This is a genomic window from Roseibium sp. AWQ4_290 (assembly GCF_056160985.1).
Window position 1 is genome coordinate 70,556 of record NZ_JBSWYG010000022.1, and the last position, 24,960, is coordinate 95,515.

The following is a 24,960-nucleotide window of genomic DNA, read 5'->3' on the forward strand; positions in this document are numbered from 1 at the left end:
CAGCCTTGCGTGCAATCACCTTACCACACAACACTCAGTACCTGTTTCGACACCGGTCATCTGTCCGGGGTCTGGCCCGGGCCAGGCCGTGCCGCGTGGACTAGACTTGGGGCTCCTGACGGGAAAAAACAAGCACGTCCTTGGGGTCGGCCTCAACAGAAACATCCATTCCTGGCTCCCAGGGACAGCCTGCCTTGACCCGCGCCTTGAGGGATTGATCCAGCCCTTCAACAGCAACAGACAAAAGGTCCACCTCACCAACGAAACGTTTTGAGGTGATGCGGCCTCTCGTTCCCGGCTGCGTGGCCCCGCTCAGGCACAGGCCCTGCGGCCGGATGCAAACGTCAACAGCCACTCCCGGGTCAAGATCCTTCGCAGGCATCACCCCCAGCACTGTTTCGACACCTTCTGAGGTTGCCCGGCCCTCAATCTGGTTCAATTCGGAAAAGAACCGCGCCGCGAAAAGATCCACCGGGTTGTTATAGAGTTCAGCGGCGGAGCCATGCTGCACAAGGCGCCCTCGGCGCATCAGGGCAATCCTGTCGCCCATACGCATTGCCTCTTCCGGATCATGTGTCACGATGATGCAGGTGGCCCGGGTTTCGCGGATCACGGTCAGAGTTTCTTCGCGCACACTGTCACGCAGGCGTTTGTCCAGACCGGAAAAAGGCTCGTCCATGAGCAGTATCCCGGGCCGGGGAGCCAACGCACGGGCAAGCGCCACACGCTGCTGTTCGCCACCAGACAACGCATGGGGATAATCGGGTGCATAGTCCGCCAGCCCGACCCGGCCAAGGGCTGCCAGCGCCGCTGCGCGTGCCTCCTGTTTCGGCAGCTTCGAAAGCCCAAATGTGACATTGTCCAGGATGCTCATATGGGGAAACAGGGCATAATCCTGAAACATCAGGCCGACGCCGCGTCTTTCCGGCGGCAGAAACACCGTTTCCCCGGCGATCTCCCGGCCATTGATGATCACCTTGCCCCGGGTTTGACGCTCAACCCCAGCCGCAATCCGCATCAAGGTGGTCTTGCCGCAGCCTGAATGGCCTAATAGGCACAGAATCTCCCCCGGCGCGACCGACAGGCTTACCTCGTGGATCGAAGGAATGCCGTCATAATCATGAGAAATCGCGTCAAAGACCAGCCCTGCCGCGATGGTAGCGCCCGCGGTTCCAGGCGCGCCCCAACTCAGTGTATGTCCATTGCCATTGGAATATGGCGCCTTGTTTTCCTGTGGCATCAGGCCCCGGCAGTTTCATCCGCTGTCTCGTCAAACAGAGATCCGTCTTCTAATGGATCTTCGTCTTCCGTCAAAGTGACTTCGTCACTTGGCGAGGGCACGACGAAGGAGGCCGGCACGGCGCTGTCCAGCAGCCCCGCGCCTTTGAGTTCTTCCAGACCCGGCAGATCCTTGACAGTTTCCAGCCCGAAGTGGACCAGAAACTGCTCCGTCGTGCCATAGGTGACCGGCCGGCCGGGTGTCCGCCGCCGTCCACGCATGCGGATCCAGGTGGTTTCCAGCAGCACGTCGAGCGTGCCTTTGGAGGTCGAGACGCCCCGGATTTCTTCGATTTCGGCGCGGGTGACCGGCTGGTGATAAGCGATAATGGCCAATGTCTCCAGCGCCGCGCGTGACAGTTTCCGCTGTTCTTCGACATTGCGGTGCATCAGATAGGCCAGATCTTCGGCCGTGCGGAAACACCATTTTCCGGCGACCTTGACCAGATTGACCCCGCGCGGAGCGTAAAGTTTCTGCAGCTTGCCAAGAAGGCCGAGTACATCCGTTCCTTCCGGAACGCGCAAAGTCAGTTCTTCAAGCGACAAAGGTTCATTGGAGGCAAAAAGCAGCGCCTCGATCATCCGCTGGCCGCTCAGGTCGGCTTTAGAGGAGACCTTGCTGCCTTTTTCCGAGGCCAGGTCGAGTTCCCGGTTGTCAGCCATCCGTCTCCGCCTCCCCGTTGATGGAGCGGATATAGACAGGTGAAAACGGCTCTCCCTGGCGGATTTCTACCTGGCCTTCCCTCACCATTTCCAGGCTGGCGGAAAAGGTGCTGGCAACAATCGTGGCCCAGTCCTTGTTGTCGTAAAGATAGTCGCGGAGATAGGCATTCAGGGGAGCCCATTCGCTGACCCGTCCGACCAGTTTGGTCAGAAGATCCCGCGCTTCCTGAAGCGACCAGACGTTTCTTTTGAGCACCCGTACAGAGGTGACCGATTGTCTTTGCCTCTGGGTCGCATAGGCCGACAGAAGATCGTAGATCGACGCATCCCAGATGCTCTTGTGCTGAACGGACATGGTCTCCGGGGCGCCGCGGTGAAAAACATCCCGCCCCTGCCGGCTGCGGTTCATGAGCTTTTCCGACGTCTCGCGCATCGCTTCCAGGCGGCGCAGACGGAAGGCAAGGGCCGCGGCCAGTTCTTCGCCGGTTGGCTCGTCCTCATCCTTTTGCTCCGGAAGCAACAATTTCGATTTCAAAAACGCCAGCCAGGCGGCCATCACCAGGTAATCGGCGGCGAGTTCCAGACGCATCCGGCGGGCCTCGGTGACAAAGTCCAAATATTGTTCCACAAGCTGCAGGATCGAGATCCGGGCCAGATCCACCTTCTGGGTCCGGGCTAGCCCCAGCAAAAGATCAAGCGGACCTTCAAATCCGTCCACATCGACCACAAGCTGCGGATCGGACAGGGCCCGGTCCTCCGCCGCGCTGACATTGGTCAGCAAATCGAAGGAACCGTCTTCCGGCAAAGAGGTCTGGGTATCCGCGTCGGCCATTCAAGCTCCGGTTAAGCGCCCTGCCACCCGGTCAGGGCGGTAAACGCGTCCCGGGCTGCATTCCTGTCAAATCCGGCGGCCGGTTCCCTCCAGCCTGCCAGGGCTTCGCGGCAGCGCCGTTCGGAAGCCCCTTCAAGAGCCGGCACTGCATCGGCCACGGCGGCCATCTCGCTCATATCACCGTTGCAATGCAGCACAATGTCACAACCCGCTGCGATGATTTTTTGCGACCGGTCGAACAGATTTCCGCCCAGAGCTTTCATCGAAATATCATCGCTCATCAAACAGCCCTCAAAACCGATGTGGGAGCGGATGATCTCCTGAACAATCCTGCTGCTTTGCGTGCCCGCTATTCCCGGATCTATCTCTTCATAGACAATATGGGCTGTCATGCCCAAAGACACGCTGGAAAGTGCCTTGAACGGTACGAAATCCACGGCTTTCAGCGTATCAGAATCCGCTGACACCCTTGGCAGCTCCAGATGGCTGTCGACGGTGGCCCGCCCGTGCCCCGGAATGTGCTTGATCACCGGCAATACGCCTCCGGCAAGCGCCCCTTCCACCATGGCTGCTCCAAGGGTGGCCACGACGTCCGGGTCATCCGACAAGGACCGGTCGCCGATGGCATCAACGGTCTGCGGAAAACGCACATCCAAGCAGGGCAGGCAATCAACTGTGATGCCGATGTCATAAAGATCTCTGGCGATCAGCTGCGCTCCCAGGCGGGCGGCTTGCAGGCCCCGCGCCTTGTCCTGGGCATAAAGATCCCCATAAAGTTTGGGGGCCGGATATCTCATCCAGTGCGGCGCTTTGAGACGCTGCACCCTGCCGCCTTCCTGGTCCACCAGAACCGGAGCGTCTTTGCGGCCCACGGCCTGCCTGAAGTCAGCGGTCAGTGCCGCCACCTGGGCAGGGGTCTCGATATTGCGGGCAAACAGAATCAGGCCCCACGGGTCGGCTTGCCGGAAGAAGGCGGTTTCAGTTTCGGAAAGCGACGTTCCGGCGCAGCCGGAAATAAAGGCTTTGGTCATGCTTCTTCGATTACCCGGCTGCCCCTGCCCCGTCAAGAAACCGGGCGGCAGCCCTTGCGCCGATGCGCTGATCTTGCAATCTAAAGCGCCGCCCGTGGTCAAGTTCAGTCCGTTTTCCTTTTGCGTTGACACTTCTCAGGTCAAACAGCGACAGGCCCCTCCGACGGAATGCGATTTGCCCGAAAGGCACACTCGCACCCCCTATGAATGGAGCCTTCCATGCGCGCCCGCCTCGACATCCCCTCCGGAACGCTGCACCGCTTCTCCCACCGCTCGGAGATCCTTGGCCAAAACCGTCTGGGGGATACGGCCACAAGGGAAATCGTTGTCTATACGCCCCATGGCCATGACGGTAGCGGCCTGCCGCTTCTGGTGGATCTCGTCGGTTTCACCGCCGGTGGCCCGGCCCATGTGAATTGGAAGAATTTTGGCGAGAATGTTCCCGAGCGGCTCGATCGGCTGATTCATGACGGCGCGCTGCCGCCGGTCACGGTTGCCTTTCCAGATTGTTTCACCCGCCTGGGCGGCAACCAATATATCGACAGCCTGTCCATTGGTCCCTGGGCAACCTGGCTGACAACGGAAATGCTGGAAGATGTTGAAGGTCGCTTCAGATGCGGCGGCCCCGGAAGACGCGGGCTGTTCGGAAAGTCCTCTGGCGGCTACGGCTCCCTCCTTCATGCAATGAAACATGCAGACGTCTGGTCCGCTGCGGCCTGCCATTCCGGAGATATGGCGTTTGACCTGTGCTATCTGCCGGAAATGCCGAATGTGCTGCGCACCCTGGCCAAGGCAGGCTCGATTGAGGCGTTTGTCACCGAGTTTGAAAAAGGGCCCAAATATGCAGGCAGCGCCATGCATGATCTGATGACCCTGGCCATGGCAGCCACCTATGACCCTGATCCGGATCCGGAGGTTTTTTGCGGCATTCGCCTGCCTGTGGATCTGGAAACGTGTGAACTGATAAAGGACCGCTGGCAGGCTTGGCTGGCCTGGGATCCGGTCGAGATCGCCGGCCAGCATATCAACGCGCTCAAATCCCTAAAAGGGTTCTGGATCGATTGCGGCTCTGTCGATCAGTACAATCTCGTCTATGGCGCCCGCCGCTTGAACAGGAAGCTGGAGGCCGCCGGGGTTCGTCATGTCTATCAGGAGTTCGACGACAATCACTCCTCGATCGACTACCGGCTTGATGAAAGTCTGCCCTTTCTGACTAAGGCGCTTCTCGATGGCTGATGGCGGCATTTCTGCGCCAGACTGTCTGCCGCAGCCCGCTACCGGCCCTCAGGACGCTGTGGACTGCTTTTTCGCCGCAAAGGGCAAGGTCAGGACCAGTCCGCCAAGGATGATCAGACCGGCGCCTGCTGCGGCCAGCGGAGCCGGTACCTCACCCCAGACGGCAAATGCGAACAGGGCCGACAGGACCACAGTCCCGTAATAGACTGGAGCCAGCGTGGCAGCACCGGCCCTGCGGTAAGCGGAAACATTGAGCGACTGGCCTAAGATCGCAACAGGCCCGAGCCAAACAAAGGCCAGAAGACTTGTCGAGGATATCTGCTGCGTCACGATAAGCCACACGGCGGGGCCAGTCAGAAGGAGGCTTGCGAACACGTTCACATAGGCAAGGATCGTAACCGTGTCTTCCCGCTGGGCCAGATAGCGCATGATCAAGGCTTCACTAGCCATGAACACCGCCGCCATCAGCGCTGCAACCACCCCGTCAAAGGCAAAAGCGCTCATACCGTTCCCCTGACTGGTGGACCGGACTACAAGATAGGCGCCAAGCGCGCAAAGTCCGGCGGCGATCCAGTGGCGGCCCGTAATCACTTCCTTCAGGATGATCCCGGCAAGCACGATCGCAATGATGCCCTTGGTGAGACTGATCGCAGTCGCATCGGCCAGCGGCAGCACACTGGCCGCATAGATCGAGCACCCCAAGCCACCGACCCCGCAGACGGACCGCAGCAAATGCAGTTTCCAGAGCGGGCTGACCGACATGGCCAAAGGAACGCGCAGCACCGTCCCGACCGAAAGAATCGTGACAGCGCCTCCCAGAAACCGGAGCCAGACCAGAACAGCCACCGGCAAAAGCCCATCGGCAATCTTTCCGGCCGCAAAAACAGGTGTGAAGGCCGCCATGCCTGCGACCGCCAGCAGAACCGCAAGACCCGTATTTTCCTGTCGCAAATAGTCGCTATTGGGCGCCATGGCCGTCTCCATTGGGTGAGTCCGGCATCTCTACCGGGTCAAACGGTAGGTTGGAACTCCTCAATTGCCCATGCCAGCCATGCATATTCACATGCTATTGCCCGAATTTTTGCACTTCTGTATAGATGTCTTATGAATTGGGATGATCTGAAACTCATTGATGCAGCCGCCCGCATGCGCTCCCTGTCCAGCGCCGCAAAGGCGCTGGATCTCAGCCAGCCGCAGCTGAGCCGGCGCCTGAAAGCCTTCGAAGACCGTATCGGCGCCCGTCTCTTCGACAGGACCCCAACGGGCCTCAAGCCGACGGAAGCCGGAGTGCGCCTGATCCCCCTTGCCGCCCAGATGCGCAAGAGCGCAGAAGCTGCCTCCCGTGTGCTGCCGGACCTGTCCGGAGCCTCCTTGAAGGTTGTGCGCGTTGCGGTGGACGAAGTCCGTGCTAGGGTGCTCACGGATCGTTTCGCAGCATTGTCAGCCCTTCTTGACGGGATCGAACTTGAACTGATCTCCAGCCACCGGAATGTTGACCATCAGACCCGAAGCATCGAATTGCAAATCCGCCACTGCCTTCCCGAAACAGATACGCTGAGTGCCCGGAAGGTCGGCGATCTGGCCTATGGCATTTTTGGCGCACGATCCTATGTGGCCTCACATCCCGAAGCCTTGACCGATGACAGGTTCGCCGCCTGCGACTGGCTTGGATTTGCGCCTGATGACCTTTGGTATCCAGCCCATATGCGCTGGATGGAAGACCACAAGGTCCTCCGCCCGCGTCTGCGAACGAACACGATCACCACACTCTTGAACATGACCGTATCCGGCGCTGGACTTTCCCTGCTACCCGTTTTCATGGGCAATGCCCATCCGGATCTCGTTCCGCTTTCTGGGCCCCTGGCGGAGCTGACCTATCCGGAACACATTATAGTTCACCGGGATGTGCGCCGGGAACCGGCCGTCCGCAAGGCCATGGATGCCATCGCGAAAGTCTACCGGGATCTGTCCGCCGATCTCACAGGAAGGCTGACCGAAACCCGAATAGAAGCTGCCGAATAAAAATCCGGACGACCAGCCTTTTGATGGGAGCAGGCCGCGTTCAGCCAGCATCAGATTTATGTCCGCCAAGTCGCGTGGTTTTGGTTCAACCAGACCTGTCAGGGCTGACGGCGCACAAAACAGTCCCCGCCCGCCCCTTTCAGGCTTTCACACAGCGTAACCGCCTCTTCGCGGGAACTCTTCGGTATCCGGGCCCGGTAGAACACACCCCGATCGCCCAGATCAGCCGCAACAATGACAGCCTCCTGGTTTCCAAGAACGCCCGGGAAGCGCCGCTGAAGCGCTGTGTAGGCACCGCTGGCCGCATCTGCAGTGCGTTGTGAGGTCACCTGAACGATATAGGTGCCGGGCGGGATCGTCCCGACTTGCCCAGACGCACTCACCGCACCGGCAGCCGGGGCCTGGCTCGGCGCCGCATTTGCGAGGTTAAGCGGGCCGCTGCTCTGCGCCGTAGCAGCAGGTGCGGTTTGCCCACCGGAAAAGCCTTGCGGAACAGCCGGCTTTTTCCGGGGCAGAACGGAAGGAGCAGGTCCAGACGCCCCATTTTCTTCGCTCTCAACAGCCGCAGCGGAGGCAACAATGGCAGGCGTACTGGGCACCGGAGACGGTGCTGAGACCGCAGGAACCTGCTCGCTTGGCAGACCTGTGCCAATTGCGGGCGCCTCACTCGTGACCCCGCGCACAGGCGCAGTCGGTGTGACCGGTGCAGAGGCAGCTGGCACTTGAGGTGGCGCGGTGGCAGCCGATGCTGAAGCGCCATCGTCACCGGAAATGATCGTCCCGTCCGGACGGAACGTCAAAGTCCGTACCTGTTTCGGGGCGCCGGGCGCGAGATCCGCTCCATTTTCAGAAGGCCCGGGGGCCGGAGGCAGGTTGGCCGGTTCGGTTGTTTCAGGAAGAACCAGCCGTGACGGTGCTGTTGCCTCAGCTTCGTTCACCCTGTCATAGATCAGCTTGGACGCCTGCCCGTTGGGTTCCGGCTGGCTTTGATCCGGCATGATTTTCAAAGGCTTTTCGAGCCCCGCAATCACCGGGGGCGGCCCATCGGGCACCTGGACGCTGTCGCCATCCATCATCATGAACGCACCGCCGCCAAGCGCCGCGATCCCGACAATGCCGAGAATGACATAAAGGCCTTTGCGCGACCTCTCCTCAACGCCGGGCACTGCGGCAGCTTCTATCGCCGGGTGTGGTGGCAAGACACCGGCTCCGCTCAGGCTCGGGTCGCTTTCCTGCATGGCCCGGGCCACCGCATCGAGATCGTAGCCTCCCGGTGGCGGAGGGGTTTCGTCCTCCTCGGCCTGAGGCACAGCCTGAGCCGCAGCAGGCCAAGCCATATCGTCAATACTGTCGGCAGCATCGGCAGCATCGGCACTGGCCAAGGCCGCTTTCAAAGACGGTTCTGAGGCGGCCTCCGGCAAGCGTGCCTCCAAAGCAGGCTCTTTGGTCTTGCGGTCCACGGGATCTGGAAAATCAAGATCCGCAAACAGTGCATCAATCCCGGCCGGACTGTCATCCAGATCGGACTTCACAGGAGGCGAAACCGGTGCGGGCGGACGCTCTGCCGGGCTCAGGGCTGCCAGGAAGTCGCTCTCGTTAATCGCCGGACGGCGCGCTTCAGGAGCTCTTGCACCGGACGTGACCGGTTGAGCGGATTTTTTTTCAGGTTCAACGGATTTTTCAGGCTCCGTGGTCTGCTGCGGCGCTAGCATGGAAAGATCGGGCTCAAATTTCCGGGTCTGGGACGAGCCCGGTTCCGGACGGGCATGACCGGCGGTGACTTGGGAGGCCAGATAGTCGGGCGTGGTGTTCGCCCCGCCAACACGCGGAGAGACCTCCCGCGCGGCCCGACCCGGATCAGCGGGCTGAAGAGATGTAATCCTGTCTCGTGCACCCGAGTCAGGGTGCGGAGCTACGGTCACCGGTTCGGTGAGGTCCTGAAACGGATCCGAATACCCGCCAGATGTGCCGGAAAGATGAGAAGCGCCAGGAAAGGCAGACGGGCCAGGCGTGACAGATTGTGCAGCCGGTTCGTCCCCAACCGATTGCCGCAAGGCGCCAATCAGTTCGTCTTCAAGCTCAGCGGACAAATTCTGCTCAAGATCGATGGACACTGTGGACGGACGCCCCGTTTCCTGCGCTTGCGTCTCGACCGGCGAAGAGCGTCTCTGGAACGGTGAAGCGGTCGCGCGTCCGATCTGATACCCCTGGGGCTGGGCGGGCTGAATGCTTGGCTCGGTCGCCGGCGGCACAGGATCTGGCTCGGCAGGCGGTGAAGAGAGCGGACTATAAAGGCGTGGCTCGTCTAAAGGTGGCTCCGGCGCCAAGACCGGTTCCTGAGAAGGAACCTCCGGCATTTCAACCTGCTCTTTTTCCCGCCCGTCTTCGGCAATCGGTGCTTGTGGCCAAAGCGGTGAAACCGGTCCACGGGATTCGGACGCAGGCGGCACCGGATCATGTGTGCCAGGCATCCGCACTGTTCCGCCCGGTGCAAGGGAGGCCGGGGGAATGGGGCTCGCAGTGTTATCGAGGTTCTGCCGGGCGAAGAACTGTTCCCGCAACTGTCCAACGAGAGGCGCCACGGGCTCCTGGGCGCCCGGAGTGTGCGGGGGCTGGGTTGTCTCCGGAGCTTTGGCGACCGGGGGCGGCGGTGCCGGGGATTCCGCAACGGGCTGCGACGGAACCGGGGAGACAGGCATATCTATCTGCGGCTGCGGGTCGGGCGCTTTGTCATCGGCATCAGATGTAAAGTCATCCAAACCTGCGAAATAGTCCGTATTGCCTACCCGGCCGCCACTCACATTTGCCCCCAATTGCGTATTCTTCTGGACGATCCGCGCCAATTCAAGAAGCGGGTCGTCGACGGCTGGCTTGTCCGTGCCAGCCTCACCGGCGGGGCGGTTCAGATCGTCTTTGTTATTTTCGTAATCATTTGCCATGAGCTATACGAAAACCGGTCCCGTTTCACCATTGCACCCAGATGTCGACGCGCTGGTTGATAGTCTACTCTTTAACGCATTTCTTCAGGTGCATTCACGCCGAGAATCGAAAGACCTGATGCCAGCACCAAAGATATAGCACGAACCAGAGCAAGACGTGCTAGGGTTAATTTCGGGTTACCAGCGTCAATAAAACGTAATTGCGGCATTTCCTTGCCTCTATTCCAGTGGCCATGGAGAGAACTCGCCAGTTCATGTAGATAAAAGGCGATTCTATGCGGCTCATGTGTTTCGGCCGCCGCATTCACCACTTTCGGCCATTCGGCCATCTTGGCGATCAACTCCAGCTCGCCCTTGTCATCGAGTTGTGAGAAGTCCGCCTGCCTCAGGTCAATGTCGCCCTTGGCCAGATGCGGCAGCTCTTCAGCCGCCTGCCGCAGGACCGAGCAGCACCGGGCGTGACCATACTGCACGTAAAAGACCGGATTGTCTTTCGATTGTTCCGTGACCTTCTTGAAGTCGAAATCGAGTGGTGCATCATTCTTGCGGAACAGCATCATGAAACGCACCGGATCAGGCCCAACCTCGTCGACGACCTCCCGTAGGGTGATGAAGTCGCCGGAGCGCTTCGACATTTTCACAGGCTCGCCGTCTCGCATCAGCTTGACCAGCTGGCAGAACCTGACAATCACATCCGTCTCACCACCCGAAACAGCCTTGCCGACCGCCTGAAGCCGTTTGGCATAACCACCGTGATCCGCCCCGAGAACGTAGATGGTTTGCGCAAAGCCGCGCTCGAACTTGTCCTGGAAATAGGCGACATCGGCCGCAAAATAAGTATATGAACCGTCTGATTTTTTCAGCGCCCGGTCCGTATCATCGCCAAAATCAGTCGCCCGGAACAGGGTCTGCTCCCGGTCTTCCCAATCCTCCGGAACCTTGCCTTTGGGCGGGGGAAGCGTGCCTTCATAAACAAGGCCCTTATCCCGTAACCCGTCCAGCATCCGGTCGATCAGGGAGCCGTTGGTGCCGCTGCGCATATGCAACGTCTTTTCTGAGTAAAAGACCTCATGCTCCACACCGAGCGCCGCCAGATCTTCGCGAATCAGCTCCAGCATTGCGGAAATGGAGGTTTCCTTGACCAGCGGGAGCCACTCCTCTTCTGCTTTGTCCAGCAGCCCGGCGCCATAGGCCTGCTTGAGTGCTTCTCCCACCGGCTTCAGATAGTCTCCCGGGTAAAGACCGGACGGGATCTCGCCGATCTCCTCTCCAATGGCTTCGCGGTAACGCAGAAAAGCGCTTCGGCCCAGCGTTTCGATCTGGGAGCCTGCATCGTTGATATAATATTCCTTGACGACCGAATTGCCCGCAAAAGCCAGAAGATTGGCCAGAGCATCGCCAACCACCGCGCCGCGGATATGGCCCACATGCATTGGCCCTGTCGGATTGGCAGACACATATTCCACATTCACCTTCGGCGGATCGGCAAGCGTTATTGCCCCAAACCGCGCGCCCTCGTCGAGCACACTTGCCAGAACCCGCTGCCACACGTTGGAGGCAACGCGCAGATTGATGAAGCCGGGTCCGGCGATCGAGGTTTCCGTGATTTCAGGGTCGCCGGCCAGTTTAGCCACGAGTTTTTCGGCAAGATCGCGCGGTTTCATGCCGAGCTGCTTTGCCAGCACCATGGCGGCATTTGTCGCCAGATCCCCATGATCGGGATCGCGCGGAGATTCAACAACGACGCGCGCAAGATCCGGAGGTGAGTCGTTTGCACCTTTTAAATCAAGATCTTGTAGCGCGTTTTTAACACGCAGCGTGAAGTCTTCAAAGATATTCATCGAACACCGGTCTTGTCTGGATCTTCCATACCTGGAACCCCGCACGCAACAACGATCCGTAATGCCGGTGCGACAGGGCCCAAAGAGTTGATCGAGCGCCTACCCCAATTCCGGAGTGTCGTCAAACAATCTGCGGTGTTCTTCAATAGCATACCGGTCTGTCATGCCGGCGATATAGTCACAGATGCGGCGCGCAATTTCTGTTTCGCTCAAACCTTCAAGATCCCGGTTCCAGGGAGACGGCATCAAGACAGGGTCCGACTGGAACTTCGAAAACAGGTCCTTGACAACCCGGGCCACCAACTTGCGCACGGCGAGCACGTCCTCATGCCGGTAAACCCGGGCAAAAAGAAAGCGTTTCACCTCTTTTTCCGCGCGCACCATTTCGGGGGAAAACCCGATCATCATTTTTCCGGCCAGACGGATATCTTCCGCGCTTTGCGGCTTGAGCGCTTCTATGTTGCGCAAGCCCTCTCCGATGACGTCTTCCACCATACGGGTGATGGATCTGCGCACGATCTCATGAATACGCCGCCCCTCTTCCAGGCCGGGATATTTTGCATCCACTTCACGCAGAATATCAGCGAGAAACGGAACATCGCGCATATCTTCGATCGCAAAGAGACCGGCCCGCAAGCCGTCATCCAGGTCATGGGCGTCATAGGCGATGTCATCGGCGATGGCAGCGGCTTGCGCCTCTCCGCCCGGCCAGGTGTCCAGGCGAAGATCCTGTTTCAGCGCATATTCGCGGATCGCAAACGGGAGGTCGCTGTCCTTGAACTTGCCAAGGGGCAACCCGTCCGGGCCGACCAGCGGGCCGTTGTGTTTCACCAGCCCTTCCAGGGTTTCCCAGGCAAGGTTGAGTCCATCGAATTCCGCGTAACGCTGTTCCAAATGGGTTACAACGCGCAGGGACTGAGCATTGTGGTCGAATCCGCCAAACGGGGCCATACAGTCGTGCATGACATCCTCGCCTTCATGGCCGAATGGAGTGTGGCCAAGGTCATGGGACAGGGCCAGGCATTCCGCCAGATCCTCATCCAAACGCAAGGCCCGGGCCAGGGACCGGGCAATTTGCGACACTTCAATCGTATGGGTCAGCCGTGTGCGGAAGTGATCGCCCTCGTGATAGACAAAGACCTGTGTCTTGTGCTTCAGCCGCCGGAAGGCGGAGGAATGAATGATCCTGTCCCGGTCGCGCTGAAAGGGTGTTCTGGTCGGACTTTCCGGTTCCGGGCACAAACGGCCCTGGCTTTTCAGAGGATTTTCCGCAAAGGCCGCCCGGGATTGTGCGCCGAACCCAATATCCGTTTTCATATCTGGCCTGTCATCTTTCACAAAAACTTCCCGGGTCCTGCCGGACGGCGCCGATTGACGCGGGCGGCTTCAAACCATACTTATCTCTAAACATCTGGTTTCACACTCTTGCGGACAGCAAGAGCCTAGCGAGTCGGTAAACCATGACCGAAACACTTGAAAATCGAGTAACAGTCAGCGAGCGCGCTGCCAAGCGCATTGCCCGGATATTGTCGAAAGAACCGGCCGGCAGCATGCTGCGGGTCAGTGTGGAAGGCGGCGGCTGCTCCGGGCTGCAGTATAAATATGACGTTGTTGCCACAACGGAAGACGACGATCTCGTGATCGAAAACCCCGGCGCCACCGTGCTGATCGATGCCGTCTCCCTGCAATATATGGGCGGATCCGAGATCGATTTTGTTGACGATCTGATCGGACAATCGTTTCAGATCAATAATCCCAACGCGACCGCCGGCTGCGGCTGCGGGACCAGTTTCACGATTTGACGCCCCAAAACACGGACCTGGCCGGAGCTCCGGCTCTCGCGGTCAAGGAACTCCCCGGCCAATGAAGATTGCCACCTGGAACATCAATGGCGTGAAGGCACGCATCGACACTGTTCTGGAATGGCTGAAAGAAGCCACCCCAGAGATCGCCTGCCTGCAGGAGATCAAATCGGTTGATGAAAATTTTCCACGCCAGCCCTTTGAGGATCTGGGATATCACGTTGAAACCGTCGGCCAGAAAGGGTTCAACGGTGTGGCCCTCTTCTCCAGACGCCCGCTGGAAAACGTGATGCGCCGTCTTCCCGGGGATGACAGTGACGAGCAGGCCCGCTTCATTGAAGGTTCAGTATCAACCGACAAGGGGCCTGTGCGGCTCGGATGCCTCTATCTGCCCAATGGCAATCCGCTCGGAACCGAGAAATTTCCCTATAAACTTGCCTGGATGGACCGGCTGATATCCCATGCGGAAAAGCGCCTTCAGGAAGAAGGCGCCTATCTGCTTCTCGGCGACTATAATGTGATTCCGGACCCGATTGACGCCAGGACCCCGGAAAACTGGCTGGGAGATGCGCTGTTTCAGCCTGAAAGCCGCCAGAGGTTCCGGGAACTTGTCAATCTTGGCTTCACAGAGGCGGTCCGCGCCTGCACGGATGCAAGCGAAACTTATACATTCTGGGATTATCAGGCAGGCGCCTGGCAGAAGAACAACGGTATCCGGATTGATCACATCCTGATGTCGCCCCAGGCCTGCGACCGTATGACGGGCTGCGGGATCGACAAACATGTCCGGGGCTGGGAAAAGCCCTCTGACCATGTTCCGGTCTGGGTCGATTTGGCGGCTTGACCTTTCGGAGACATCGCGTTTTACATATGGTCCTTTCGCCGTGTGAAGTCTGAGACTTTCAGGCAAAAGACAAAGCGGTTTCAATCCAAATGACCGCAGCGCGCGAAAGAGAGCTTCCCCGCCCTCTCCCGGGACCGTGCCCCGTTAGGAGAGGCCTGACTAAGGCTAAACTTGCAGCGTTCCGCCTTTCTGGTACTCTTTTGCCATGATGGGATGACCGAACGCCACTTTCCGTCCGCTCCGGCACCACGCGGACAAACTTTTTTCCCGGTTACAGGCACCGGCGCCGGTCTTTTCGGCCATTGTCTCAGATCCAATCCACTCAAAGGTTTGAGACCAGGCCTTTGTCTCGTCCTGTTTCTTGTCGGAAGCGCGGCCAGTGCGCAGTCTGTGTCCTGCACGTGCCGCTACAATGGCGAGGACTACGGTCTCGGAGAGTCGATCTGCCTGAAAAGTCCCGATGGCATGCGTATGGCGACCTGCTCCATGGTGCTCAACAACACATCCTGGACAATGAGCAATGCCCCCTGCCCGTTCTCAGCCCTTGCCCCCGGCCTGCGCCCGGAGCTGACTGCGCCGCCCGGGACGGGCCCCCTCCTTGACCAGCAAGAGGCTCTTCCCAGCAAGCGAGGCTGACACATTGAGCCAGCAGGACGGCAGTGCTTGAGGAGCGGCAGGCGATGACTTGACTTGAAGCGCTAGCGAATCCGCGTCCGGCTGGAAGTCTGCCGGACGGAAGGACGTATGCGGTGCTTTACTGAGCGCCAATCTGCTGAGCGGCAACCATGTCCGGGCGGTTCTGGGCGATCCAGGCATCTGCAAGTTTCCGGGCCCGCTGGCGCACAGCCTCGGACGAGACAGCGAAATACTGCTCATGCAGGGCGTTGATCCAGCTGGCATCCGTGCCACTGGCCTGTTCGCGGGCAACAGTCATCCACATCAGGCCGCGGACCTTTTTCTTGTCCGAAGACCCCGTAGCATAAAGTGTTTCGCCAAGCCGCGCCTGTGCACCCACATGCCCCTTCAGGGCCGCCAGATTGTACCAGCGCACGGCCATGCGGGCATTGCTGTCCTGATAGATCCGGCCCAGCTCATACTGCGCTTCCGCATCTCCGAAATAGGAGGCCGCGTGGGTAAAAATCTGACGGGCCTGATTTTCGCTTTTGGGAACGCTGCCCTCAATCCCGTTCAGATAATAGGTCCCAAGGGCCACAAGGGCGCTGGCTACAAACGGAGCATCGGGCGAGTTCGGACCGTCATCCCCGTGATCGCGGATGATCTGGCTGTAATACTGAAAGGCCTTGAGATCGTCTTCTACAACACCGTCGCCCTTGGCATACATTTCGCCAAGCTTCCACGCCGCCATGGATTGCCCGTTTTCAGCAGCATATTGCAGTGAATTGAGTGCCCCGGCCTTGTCTCCGGAATAATACTGCCGGGCACCAGCACGCAGCGCTTCGCGCGGCGACAGGTCTTCCGGTCCGATCGTATCCAGCTGGGTCGGCTGACCGTCAAAGGCGGCCGTCTGGCTGCCAAGCGTCAGGAATGTCAGGGCGACGAGCACAGCAAACCGGCGCCCCCTGCCGGGCTGCAGCGCCTCAGCATTCAGATGGCCTGTCACAAGATGAGCCAGCGACCGCGCAATATCGCTGAGCCGGCCATCTCTAACGGCCCTTATTTTTGTTCGCGCCTCGCGCATTTTTTTTCTCTTCTGACCGCCTGTCTGCCATCCGGCGGTTCTTTTTCCTGCAAGAGCCAAGCTGGCCTATCAATTCGGCTTAAGTTGGACCATTCTGCGTCCAACCACGGCCTTTTGCGGGATTTACGTCCCTGTCTTCAGCAGACTGCACAGTTTGTCCAAGCCGCTTAGCAACCCGAACTTAGCGCAAGGGTTGTCTGCTAAACATGGCTGAACAGCGGCAATTCACCCAATCCTGCGCCTCAGGACCAACTCTGTTGCCGAGTGTTGCCGAATTGGCACATTTCGGCCACCTGCCCTGCCCATTCCCTTTGCATGCCCATTAGATCACAGTCTGGTTGATGATCTGTTTCCCACCGGGAATGAAGGGCCTGCCTGTTGAAAACGGGCGCATTCCGGCAATTTCCTTTGCCGTTCTTCATTTGTCCTTCAAACTTGTCCGTGATTCGGTGTAGGTAACGGCGCTGGACCCTGGCAACCACAGCTTCGAACCTTTCAGGCAATATGGAATGAGCGCAAAAAACGATCTCTTTGCTGGCAATGCGGCGGTCTCGTCTTCTGAACGAGACGAGGCTGTAAAGCCTGCTCCAAAAAAAGCTCCCCCGCCGCCACACGTGCCTGTGCCGGACGACTACTCGGCGGCAGATATTGAGGTTCTTGAAGGGCTCGAGCCGGTCCGGCGGCGTCCGGGCATGTATATTGGCGGCACCGATGAAAAGGCGCTGCATCACCTGTTTGCCGAAGTGATCGACAACTCCATGGACGAGGCGGTCGCCGGACACGCAACATGGATTGATGTGTCGCTTGCCGAGGACGGCTCCCTGGCCATTGTCGACAATGGCCGAGGCATTCCCGTCGATCCGCACCCCAAATTCAAGGACAAGTCCGCGCTGGAAGTGATCATGACCACCCTGCATGCGGGCGGCAAATTCGACAGCAAGGTTTATGAAACCTCCGGAGGCTTGCACGGGGTCGGGGTCTCTGTGGTCAATGCCCTGTCGTCTGAACTTGTTGTTGAAGTGGCGCGCAGCCGCAAACTGTACCGCCAGACCTTCCACAGGGGACACCCGCAAGGCCCGCTTGAGATGGTTGGCGATACCCAGAACCGGCGGGGTACTCTGGTCCGTTTCACGCCGGATGAGCAGATTTTCGGCAAAGGGGCCAAATTCCAGCCCGCCCGGCTACTCAAAATGGCGCGGTCCAAGGCCTATCTGTTCGGCGGCGTCGAGATTAGGTGGCATTGTGCACCGGACCTTCTGTCCGAGAAGGACCCGACCCCGGCGGAGGCTGTGTTCCATTTCCCCGGCGGGCTGAAGGACTTTCTCAGCGAACGGCTTGAAAAGGAACGCCGGGTCGTTGACGAGATTTTCGCAGGCCGCACCGACAAAACCGGCAAGCATGGCTCTGTCGAATGGGCCGTGAACTGGTTTGCCGGCGACGGCTTCGTCAATTCCTACTGCAACACGGTGCCCACCCCGGAGGGCGGCACACACGAGGCCGGGTTCCGCTACGCTCTGATGCGTGGTCTGAAAGCCTATGGGGAACTGACAAACAACAAGAAAGCCAGCATCATCAGCGGTGACGACGTGATGACTTCGGCCGGGGGCATGCTGTCTGTGTTCATCCGGGAGCCGGAATTTGTCGGCCAGACCAAAGACAAGCTCGCCACCAACGAAGCCACCCGGATTACGGAAATGGCCGTGCGCGATGCGTTCGACCATTGGCTCACCGCCTCTCCGAATCAGGCCAACAAGCTGCTGGAATGGGTCATCGACCGGGCTGAGGAGCGTTTGCGCCGTCGGCAAGAAAAGGATGTAGCCCGCAAGACAGCTGTCCGCAAACTGCGCCTGCCCGGCAAGCTAGCCGACTGTTCTGCCAATCAGGCCGACGGCACCGAGCTTTTCATCGTGGAGGGAGATTCCGCTGGCGGCTCCGCCAAACAGGCCCGTAACCGGTCCAACCAGGCCGTACTGCCTCTGCGCGGCAAGATCCTTAACGTTGCCAATGCGGGGCGCGACAAGCTTGTTGCGAACCAGCAACTGGCCGATCTTATTCAGGCTCTAGGCTGCGGCACACGCTCCCAGTACCGGGACAGCGACCTGCGCTACGAAAAAATCGTGATCATGACCGATGCGGACGTGGATGGTGCCCATATTGCCTCCCTCCTGATCACTTTCTTCTACCGGGAGATGCCGGAGCTTATCCGCAGCGGTCATCTCTATCTGGCCGTCCCCCCCCTTTACCGCCTCAGTCAGGGTGGCAAGACCCTCTATGCCCGCGACGATTCCCACAAGGATGAGTTGCTCGAAACGGCCTTCAAGGGAAAATCAAAAGTCGAAATCGGCCGGTTTAAGGGGCTCGGTGAGATGCTGCCGGCCCAGCTCAAGGAAACCACCATGGATCCTGCCAAACGATCCATGTTGAAGGTGGATGTGGTGGAAGCCGATATCGGCACGACCAATGACACGGTTGAACGCCTGATGGGCAACAAGCCCGAAGCACGGTTCCGCTTTATTCAGGAAAATGCCGAATTTGCCGACGATCTCGACATCTGAGTCCGGCCAAGGTCGGGGCACAGGGCAATTGTTGCGCCCCTCAAGCGCAGCAGGGTGTCCGGTAAGACAAACGGAATACCTTTTGTTTGCTTGGCGCTGCCAGCAGCAACTTTACGGGATCTGTTTCGGTCAGCATGCCAGGCACCGGGACGCAGTATTCGTGCGCTGGATATGTTTCATTTGGCCGACTGTTTCCGGACTGACACGGTTTCACGGTCCTAAAGCCACGCTTCCATAAGCGATAACCCTGAACCTTTGCGGCAAAATGACCTGTTCTTTAGAGTCGATACTGCTGCGCGCATCGACTTGAAAAGAAAATTTTAGATGGCAATTGAGCGACACTATTAACTGAGTTGGCAAATCATGCCCGCAAATGCTCGATTTTCTTGGTATTTCGCCACCCAGGCGCATTGACACTGCAGCGCATGACTGTAGTGTGTGCGCACGATGGCACAAACGGTCTCCTAAGTGCCATTTTCCTACAATCACAACATCCGGGCAAAACGCTCCATGTCATTTGATACTCTCGGTCTTAGCGAGAAGGTGCTCGCTGCAGTCGATGCAGCCGGTTATAAGGACCCTACCGCCATTCAGGCTGGCGCGATCCCTCAAGTCCTTGAGCGGCGCGACATTCTCGGCATCGCCCAGACCGGGACAGGAAAGACGGCAAGTTTCACCTTGCCCATGCTGACGCTTCTGGAAAAGGGCCGCGCCCGCGCAAGAATGCCGCGCACGCTTATTCTGGAACCGACACGCGAACTTGCCGCCCAGGTTGAAGAGAACTTCGAAAAATACGGCGCCAATCACAAGCTCAATGTTGCGCTTTTGATCGGCGGCGTTTCTTTTGCCGAGCAGGACCGCAAACTGGACCGTGGCACCGACGTTCTGATCGCAACCCCGGGCCGCCTGCTGGATCATTTCGAGCGCGGCAAACTTCTGTTGCAAGGCGTTGAAATCCTTGTGATTGACGAGGCCGACCGGATGCTCGACATGGGCTTCATTCCCGATATTGAACGTATCTGCAAACTGATCCCGTTCACCCGGCAGACCCTGTTCTTCTCGGCCACCATGCCACCGGAAATCCAACGACTGACCGACTCCTTTCTTCAGAACCCGGCCAAGATTGAGGTGGCTCCCACCTCATCTACATCTGACAATGTTACGCAGCGCCTGAAGTCCTCGCCGTCGAAGGAATATGAGAAGCGCGCCGCTTTGAGGGAACTGCTCGAAGAGGCTGAAGACCTGAAAAACGCGATCGTGTTCTGCAACCGCAAGCGCGATGTGTCGACCCTGTTCCGGTCACTGGAACGTCATGAATATAATGTTGGCGCGCTCCACGGTGACATGGACCAGCGCACGCGTATGATGATGCTGGACAATTTCCGTAAAGGAAATATCAAGTTGCTGGTGGCCAGTGATGTCGCCGCCCGGGGCCTCGATATTCCCGAAGTCAGCCACGTGTTTAACTATGATGTGCCGAGCAACGCGGAAGACTATGTTCACCGCATCGGACGCACGGGCCGGGCCGGCCGCAGCGGAGCCGCCTTTACACTGGTGACGGGCGAAGACAAGAAGTATCTCGACGCCATTGAAAGCCTGATCAAACAGTCCATTGAATGGCTTGGAGATCCGATGGACTTTGAAGCTGCTGCCAAGGAACGCAAAGCCCGGCGCAAAGGTGGCAAGGCCAGTAGCAAGGCCGCCGCTGAATCCAGCAATGACAACGAGGCTCAAGCAAAGCCCACAGGCCGCCGCCGCAAGCAGCGGGAGCCGGAAGTGGTGACTGAAGCCGAGGCACCTGAAGCGGGTCAGAGTGCGACCGTGTCTCCCCTGCCCCGCAAACCTGCCGGAAAGAAACCTAAGTCCGGCAAGCAGGAACCGGCCTTCAGCGCAGGTGTGCATATCCCTGCTTTCCTTTTGCGGGAGCCACGGCCCAAAAAAGCATCCTAACGTCACTTTTAATGTTGGTTCGGCCTTAAGCTTAACCGGTCCTTAAACCTTCCGGCAGAATTTGGACATAGCTCTTGCGCCCGTGTGGGGCGGATGCGCAGGACTAAGTCGAGAGAACCTTTATGTCGGAAGAAGACGACCACAAGCGGACGATCACTTATGGTGAGTCTGCAATAGATTATATCAAGAAAAACACGCTGCCTGCCTATCCGCGTTCTTATGAGCTCTGGTACACGTATTCTGCCGGATACAATCAGGGCCTGAACAGGGCTGTCAACGAGACGATTCAAAAAGAAGGCCGTATCAACTCGGACGAGATGCTTGATCTCTATGCGCGGTTTCTGTCGCCAATGCGCCTTGGCGACCGGCTTGACGAAGTTGGCACAAAAGTTTCCAGAGAAGTTGAAGATCTGATCGATTCGCTGAAACTCAGCGCGGACGTGACCTCTGATTATGGCGCGGCTCTTGAACAGGCCGGGCGCAAGATCCAGGAGCTCACCGACCCGGAAAAGCTGCAGATCTATGTCACCCATCTGGTCAAGTCGACCCAGAATGCGGTGGTCTCCAACCGGAAGCTGGAAAGCCAGCTGCTTGAATCCAAAAAACATATCGAGACCCTTCAGTCATCCCTCGAAGCGATCCGCTACGAGTCGCTGACAGATGAGCTGACGACCCTCAACAACAGAAAACACTTCGAAGTCTCCATCGAGAAGATCATCGAGCACGCCAAAGAAAGCGGGCGAAGCTTTGCGCTTCTGATGACGGATATCGATCACTTCAAGCAGTTCAACGATACCTATGGCCACCAGACCGGTGATCAGGTGCTGCGTCTTGTGGCGCTGGCCGTGAAGCAGAATGTCAAAAGCCAGGACGTTGCCTGCCGCTATGGCGGCGAGGAATTCGCGATCCTTCTTCCGCAGTCCGAACTGGACCATGCTGCGGAGATTGGCGAGAGCATCCGGGCCGCCGTTCAATCCAAGGAGCTCGTCAAACGTTCCACTGGCGAGAACCTGGGCCGGGTGACCATTTCGGTCGGCATCGCCATCTTTGATGCGATGGATACAGCGCATTCGATTGTGGCCCGGGCCGATGAAGCCCTCTATGCGGCCAAAAATGCGGGCCGGAACATGGTGAAGACAGAACACGATTTGAGCGCGCACAAATTCGCTGGTTTTGGTGCCTGAGCCTGAAGATGCCGACAGGCTCGAGAGATCGAGCGCACATCACGTTTCATCGGAGGGTGCCAAATCCAAATGAACGTGACACGCATGAAACTGGCGGTCAGATCAGGGCCTTCCCTGATCTGACGCTGATCAAGATGATGTGTTGAGCCCCATCTGCCAGAAGTCACTTTCCAGACGGCACGCTTTTTCGAAAGTCGACAGGGTCCGGGGATAACGGCCTTCGGTCAAACTCGTTTGGGCGTTCGCCTCAAACCAGTCTTCGAATCCCTTGGCCAGAGCCTGATAGTCGGCGCCAGCATATTCTGCGATCCAACGGTGATAGGGATTGTCGGGGTGGCTGCAGCCGCTCTCGTGAAGACGTTTCCCAATCTCCGCATACCCCATCACACAGGGGGCCAGGGCTGCCTGCAGGTCCAGCAGATCGCCGGCCATGCCTGCATCCAGAACAAAGCGCGTATACGCCATTGTGGGCGTGTCTTCAGGCGCTTTTTCAATGTCGTCCCGTTGCATGCCCCAACCGGCGCAAAGCTCCAGATGCAGCTCCAGCTCTACATCCAAAATCGCCTTCACCCCTTCCAGGGACTGGCGCATATCTTCCACGCTATGGCTTTTATAGACCCCAAGCGCATAAGCGCGCGCAAACTGGATCAGGAAGAGATAGTCCTGCACCAGATAGTGTCTGAAGCACTCCAGAGGCAGGGTTCCGTTGCCAAGCTGCTGCACAAAGGCATGATCGGTGTAATCCGCCCATTGCCGGACGGCGTCGGTCTTCAGACGCTCAAACAGTCTCATGAAAGTCTCTTATCAGAAAAGCCGGGCCGGTCCGGCCCTGTTTCCCCGGCTCAACGGGCCAGAGTGGTCATGTCGGCGGCCTGTAGCGACACCGATTCGCCGCACCCGCAGGCCGACACTTCATTCGGGTTCTTGAACACAAAGCCCGCGCGGAACTTGGTCACTTCGAAGTCCATTTCCGTACCGAGCAGAAACAGAACGGCAGACGGATCGACAAACAGACGGGCGCCCTTGTCTTCGATCTGATCATCCCCGGGCTTGGCCTCTTCCACCAGTTCCATGGTGTATTCCATACCGGCACAGCCGCCCTTCTTGATCCCGACCCGCAGGCCGACAACCTCCTTGTCGGAGGCTTCGACAAGTTCCTTCACCCGGTCAGCGGCGGCGTCAGTCAGGCTCATGACCTTGAATTTTCCGGCGGCAGCCATTGTGTCCTCATTCTTCCTTGAAAGGAGCAGGTCTTCATATGGGAAGCCAGCTTAGCGAAAAAAAGGGCCTGACTTCAATACCAGTTGAGCGCGACCTTGGCTTCGTCCGACATCCGATCGGGTGTCCAGGGCGGATCGAAGACCATGTCCACATTCACGGGACCTACCCCTGGCACTGAAGACACCGCATTTTCCACCCAGCCAGGCATTTCCCCAGCGACCGGACAGCCCGGAGCCGTGAGGGTCATATCGATATTGATCGACCGGTCATCTTCGATATCAACCTTGTAGATCAGGCCCAGCTCGTAAATATCGCAAGGAATTTCCGGGTCGTAGACCGTCTTCAAGGCCCCGACAATGTCCGTGGTCAAGCGGTCAAGCTCTTCCATCGGAATGGCGCTGTTGCTTGTCACGTCCGCCTGAAGTTCTTCGCCATTTGCGGCTGTGTCTAGGGTCGTTGCATCTTCCATACTGGCTCGTCCTTACCCGAAAAAGCTCTGAGCCTTGAGCAGGGATTCATACAAGGCATCCACTTCGGCCCGCGTGTTATAGAGGCCAAAGCTTGCCCGACATGTAGAGGTTACACCATATCTTGCCAAGAGCGGCTGGGCACAATGGGTCCCGGCTCTGACCGCCACCCCAGCCCGATCAATGATGGTTGCCACATCATGGGCATGGGCACCGGCCATTTCAAAGGAAATGATCGCACCTTTGCCCGGCGCCTCGCCAAAAATGCGCAAGGAATTGATTTCCTTGAGCCGCTGATGGGCATAGTCCTTCAGATCAGCTTCGTGGCGGGCGATGTTTTCCCGGCCAAGCGTGTCCATATAGTCCAGTGCCGCGCCCAGACCGATGGCCTGAACAATCGGCGGCGTCCCGGCTTCAAACCGGTGCGGCGGATCGTTATAGGTCACCTTGTCTTCGGTGACGTCGAGGATCATTTCCCCGCCGCCGTTGAACGGACGCAGCGCCTTCAGGCGCTCAGATTTGCCCCACAAAACACCAATGCCGGACGGGCCGTAAACCTTGTGGCCGGTGAAGACATAATAATCGCAGTCAATGTCCTGAACGTCGACCGGCATATGAACCGCAGCCTGGCTGCCATCCACCAGTACGGGGATACCGCGTTCATGGGCGATCCGGCAGATCTCCTTGACCGGCACCACCGTGCCCAGAACGTTGGACATCTGAGTCACCGCCACAAGCTTGGTGCGCTCGCTCAACGCATCGCAGAAGGCGTCCAGGTCAAAAGAACCGTCTTCGCGGACATAGACCCATTTCAGGGCCGCCCCGTGGCGCTCCCGGTGGAAGTGCCAAGGAACGATATTGGAATGGTGCTCCATGATCGACAGAACGATCTCATCGCCCGGCCCGAAATACTCCGGTCCCAGGCCATAGGAAACCAGATTGATTGCTTCGGTCGTGGAGCGGGTGAACACCACCTCCTCCACGGAGCCGGCATTCAGGAACGCGCGCACCTTGTCCCGCGCCGCCTCGTAATTGTCCGTGGCCGTGTTGGAGAGGAAATGCAGGCCGCGGTGCACATTGGCATATTCTTCCGAATAGGCCTTGGACACAGCGTCAATTACTGTTGCCGGTTTCTGGGCCGACGCGCCATTGTCGAGATAGACCAATGGTTTGCCATAAACCTCGCGGGAGAGGATCGGGAAGTCCCTGCGGACGGCCTCAACATCATATCCCGTGGCCTCATCGGCCCTGTGTGCGGTCGCGACCGTCATGCGGCGCTGCTCCTTGTTCTCACAATGCCAGACGCGGTCTGGAGCTGAAAAAGCAGCCCAGCCATTCCGGTTGAAGTTCGGTCCCTCCAGAGCATTTCCCTGTCACAAGGGACAATGAAATGCTC

At 58.6% G+C, this 24,960-nt stretch carries 20 protein-coding genes; 7 read left to right on the forward strand and 13 right to left on the reverse strand.

The window, feature by feature from the left end:
- Positions 1–100: 100 nt before the first annotated feature.
- The 4 genes from ACXAH0_RS20565 to nagZ are packed head-to-tail and all read right to left on the reverse strand — an operon-like array spanning position 101 to position 3,804.
- Positions 101–1,240 carry an ABC transporter ATP-binding protein gene (locus ACXAH0_RS20565; protein WP_475194723.1) on the reverse strand — a complete coding sequence of 380 codons (1,140 nt, stop codon included), beginning with the start codon at positions 1,238–1,240 and terminating at the stop codon, positions 101–103.
- Positions 1,240–1,941: an SMC-Scp complex subunit ScpB gene (gene scpB, locus ACXAH0_RS20570; protein WP_475173119.1), complete on the reverse strand. Its 702-nt coding sequence runs from the start codon at positions 1,939–1,941 to the stop codon at positions 1,240–1,242. The genes ACXAH0_RS20565 and scpB overlap by 1 nt, the downstream gene beginning before the upstream one ends.
- Complete coding sequence (locus ACXAH0_RS20575) at positions 1,934–2,773, reverse strand: segregation and condensation protein A (RefSeq protein WP_475194726.1); 840 nt, start codon at positions 2,771–2,773, stop codon at positions 1,934–1,936. The genes scpB and ACXAH0_RS20575 overlap by 8 nt, the downstream gene beginning before the upstream one ends.
- Positions 2,774–2,784: 11 nt before the next feature.
- Positions 2,785–3,804 carry a beta-N-acetylhexosaminidase gene (gene nagZ, locus ACXAH0_RS20580; RefSeq protein WP_475194728.1) on the reverse strand — a complete coding sequence of 340 codons (1,020 nt, stop codon included), beginning with the start codon at positions 3,802–3,804 and terminating at the stop codon, positions 2,785–2,787.
- Between the two features lie 219 nt (positions 3,805–4,023).
- On the opposite strand from nagZ, the gene ACXAH0_RS20585 reads away from it, so the two are divergent.
- Positions 4,024–5,040 (forward strand): alpha/beta hydrolase, encoded by a 1,017-nt coding sequence (locus ACXAH0_RS20585; RefSeq protein ID WP_475194730.1) that lies wholly within the window; start codon positions 4,024–4,026, stop codon positions 5,038–5,040.
- A 48-nt stretch (positions 5,041–5,088) separates the two neighbouring features.
- On the opposite strand, the gene ACXAH0_RS20590 is transcribed toward ACXAH0_RS20585, so the two are convergent.
- Positions 5,089–6,012, reverse strand: coding sequence for a DMT family transporter (locus tag ACXAH0_RS20590; RefSeq protein WP_475194732.1), 924 nt, complete (start codon positions 6,010–6,012; stop codon positions 5,089–5,091).
- A 132-nt stretch (positions 6,013–6,144) separates the two neighbouring features.
- On the opposite strand from ACXAH0_RS20590, the gene ACXAH0_RS20595 reads away from it, so the two are divergent.
- A complete protein-coding gene (locus tag ACXAH0_RS20595; RefSeq protein ID WP_475194734.1) occupies positions 6,145–7,062 on the forward strand; it encodes a LysR family transcriptional regulator in 918 nt (305 codons plus the stop codon).
- Positions 7,063–7,160: 98 nt separating this feature from the next.
- Here ACXAH0_RS20595 and ACXAH0_RS20600 read toward each other — a convergent pair whose 3' ends face one another.
- The 3 genes from ACXAH0_RS20600 to ACXAH0_RS20610 all read right to left on the reverse strand — a co-directional run bounded on the left by ACXAH0_RS20600 (position 7,161) and on the right by ACXAH0_RS20610 (position 13,159).
- Entirely contained in the window at positions 7,161–10,001 is a 2,841-nt protein-coding gene (locus ACXAH0_RS20600; RefSeq protein ID WP_475194735.1) for an SPOR domain-containing protein, read from the reverse strand.
- 71 nt (positions 10,002–10,072) lie between these two features.
- The gene (argS, locus tag ACXAH0_RS20605; protein ID WP_475194737.1) at positions 10,073–11,842 is read right to left on the reverse strand and encodes an arginine--tRNA ligase; all 1,770 of its coding nucleotides are present in this window, start codon (positions 11,840–11,842) and stop codon (positions 10,073–10,075) included.
- Positions 11,843–11,941: 99 nt separating this feature from the next.
- Positions 11,942–13,159, reverse strand: a complete 1,218-nt coding sequence (locus ACXAH0_RS20610; protein WP_475194738.1) for a deoxyguanosinetriphosphate triphosphohydrolase — start codon at positions 13,157–13,159, stop codon at positions 11,942–11,944.
- A 143-nt stretch (positions 13,160–13,302) separates the two neighbouring features.
- Between ACXAH0_RS20610 and erpA the strand changes: the two genes are divergently transcribed.
- The gene (gene erpA / locus ACXAH0_RS20615; RefSeq protein WP_475173135.1) at positions 13,303–13,644 is read left to right on the forward strand and encodes an iron-sulfur cluster insertion protein ErpA; all 342 of its coding nucleotides are present in this window, start codon (positions 13,303–13,305) and stop codon (positions 13,642–13,644) included.
- A gap of 61 nt (positions 13,645–13,705) precedes the next feature.
- On the forward strand, positions 13,706–14,488 hold the full coding sequence (xth, locus tag ACXAH0_RS20620; RefSeq protein WP_475173137.1) for an exodeoxyribonuclease III: 783 nt from the start codon (positions 13,706–13,708) through the stop codon (positions 14,486–14,488).
- A gap of 754 nt (positions 14,489–15,242) precedes the next feature.
- Here the strand turns inward: xth and ACXAH0_RS20625 are convergent.
- On the reverse strand, positions 15,243–16,187 hold the full coding sequence (locus ACXAH0_RS20625) for a tetratricopeptide repeat protein (RefSeq protein WP_475194740.1): 945 nt from the start codon (positions 16,185–16,187) through the stop codon (positions 15,243–15,245).
- Positions 16,188–16,696: 509 nt separating this feature from the next.
- Between ACXAH0_RS20625 and parE the strand changes: the two genes are divergently transcribed.
- The 3 genes from parE to ACXAH0_RS20640 all read left to right on the forward strand — a co-directional run bounded on the left by parE (position 16,697) and on the right by ACXAH0_RS20640 (position 21,876).
- Positions 16,697–18,742, forward strand: coding sequence for a DNA topoisomerase IV subunit B (gene parE / locus ACXAH0_RS20630; RefSeq protein WP_475194742.1), 2,046 nt, complete (start codon positions 16,697–16,699; stop codon positions 18,740–18,742).
- 510 nt (positions 18,743–19,252) lie between these two features.
- A complete protein-coding gene (locus ACXAH0_RS20635) occupies positions 19,253–20,692 on the forward strand; it encodes a DEAD/DEAH box helicase (protein WP_475194744.1) in 1,440 nt (479 codons plus the stop codon).
- A 122-nt stretch (positions 20,693–20,814) separates the two neighbouring features.
- Positions 20,815–21,876 carry a GGDEF domain-containing protein gene (locus tag ACXAH0_RS20640; RefSeq protein ID WP_475194746.1) on the forward strand — a complete coding sequence of 354 codons (1,062 nt, stop codon included), beginning with the start codon at positions 20,815–20,817 and terminating at the stop codon, positions 21,874–21,876.
- Positions 21,877–22,005: 129 nt separating this feature from the next.
- On the opposite strand, the gene tenA is transcribed toward ACXAH0_RS20640, so the two are convergent.
- The 4 genes from tenA to ACXAH0_RS20660 all read right to left on the reverse strand — a co-directional run bounded on the left by tenA (position 22,006) and on the right by ACXAH0_RS20660 (position 24,835).
- The gene (gene tenA / locus ACXAH0_RS20645) at positions 22,006–22,668 is read right to left on the reverse strand and encodes a thiaminase II (RefSeq protein WP_475194749.1); all 663 of its coding nucleotides are present in this window, start codon (positions 22,666–22,668) and stop codon (positions 22,006–22,008) included.
- A gap of 50 nt (positions 22,669–22,718) precedes the next feature.
- Entirely contained in the window at positions 22,719–23,069 is a 351-nt protein-coding gene (gene sufA, locus ACXAH0_RS20650) for a Fe-S cluster assembly scaffold SufA (protein WP_475194751.1), read from the reverse strand.
- A 101-nt stretch (positions 23,070–23,170) separates the two neighbouring features.
- Entirely contained in the window at positions 23,171–23,566 is a 396-nt protein-coding gene (locus tag ACXAH0_RS20655) for an SUF system Fe-S cluster assembly protein (protein WP_475173150.1), read from the reverse strand.
- A gap of 12 nt (positions 23,567–23,578) precedes the next feature.
- Positions 23,579–24,835 carry a cysteine desulfurase gene (locus ACXAH0_RS20660; RefSeq protein ID WP_475194754.1) on the reverse strand — a complete coding sequence of 419 codons (1,257 nt, stop codon included), beginning with the start codon at positions 24,833–24,835 and terminating at the stop codon, positions 23,579–23,581.
- Positions 24,836–24,960 lie beyond the last annotated feature (125 nt).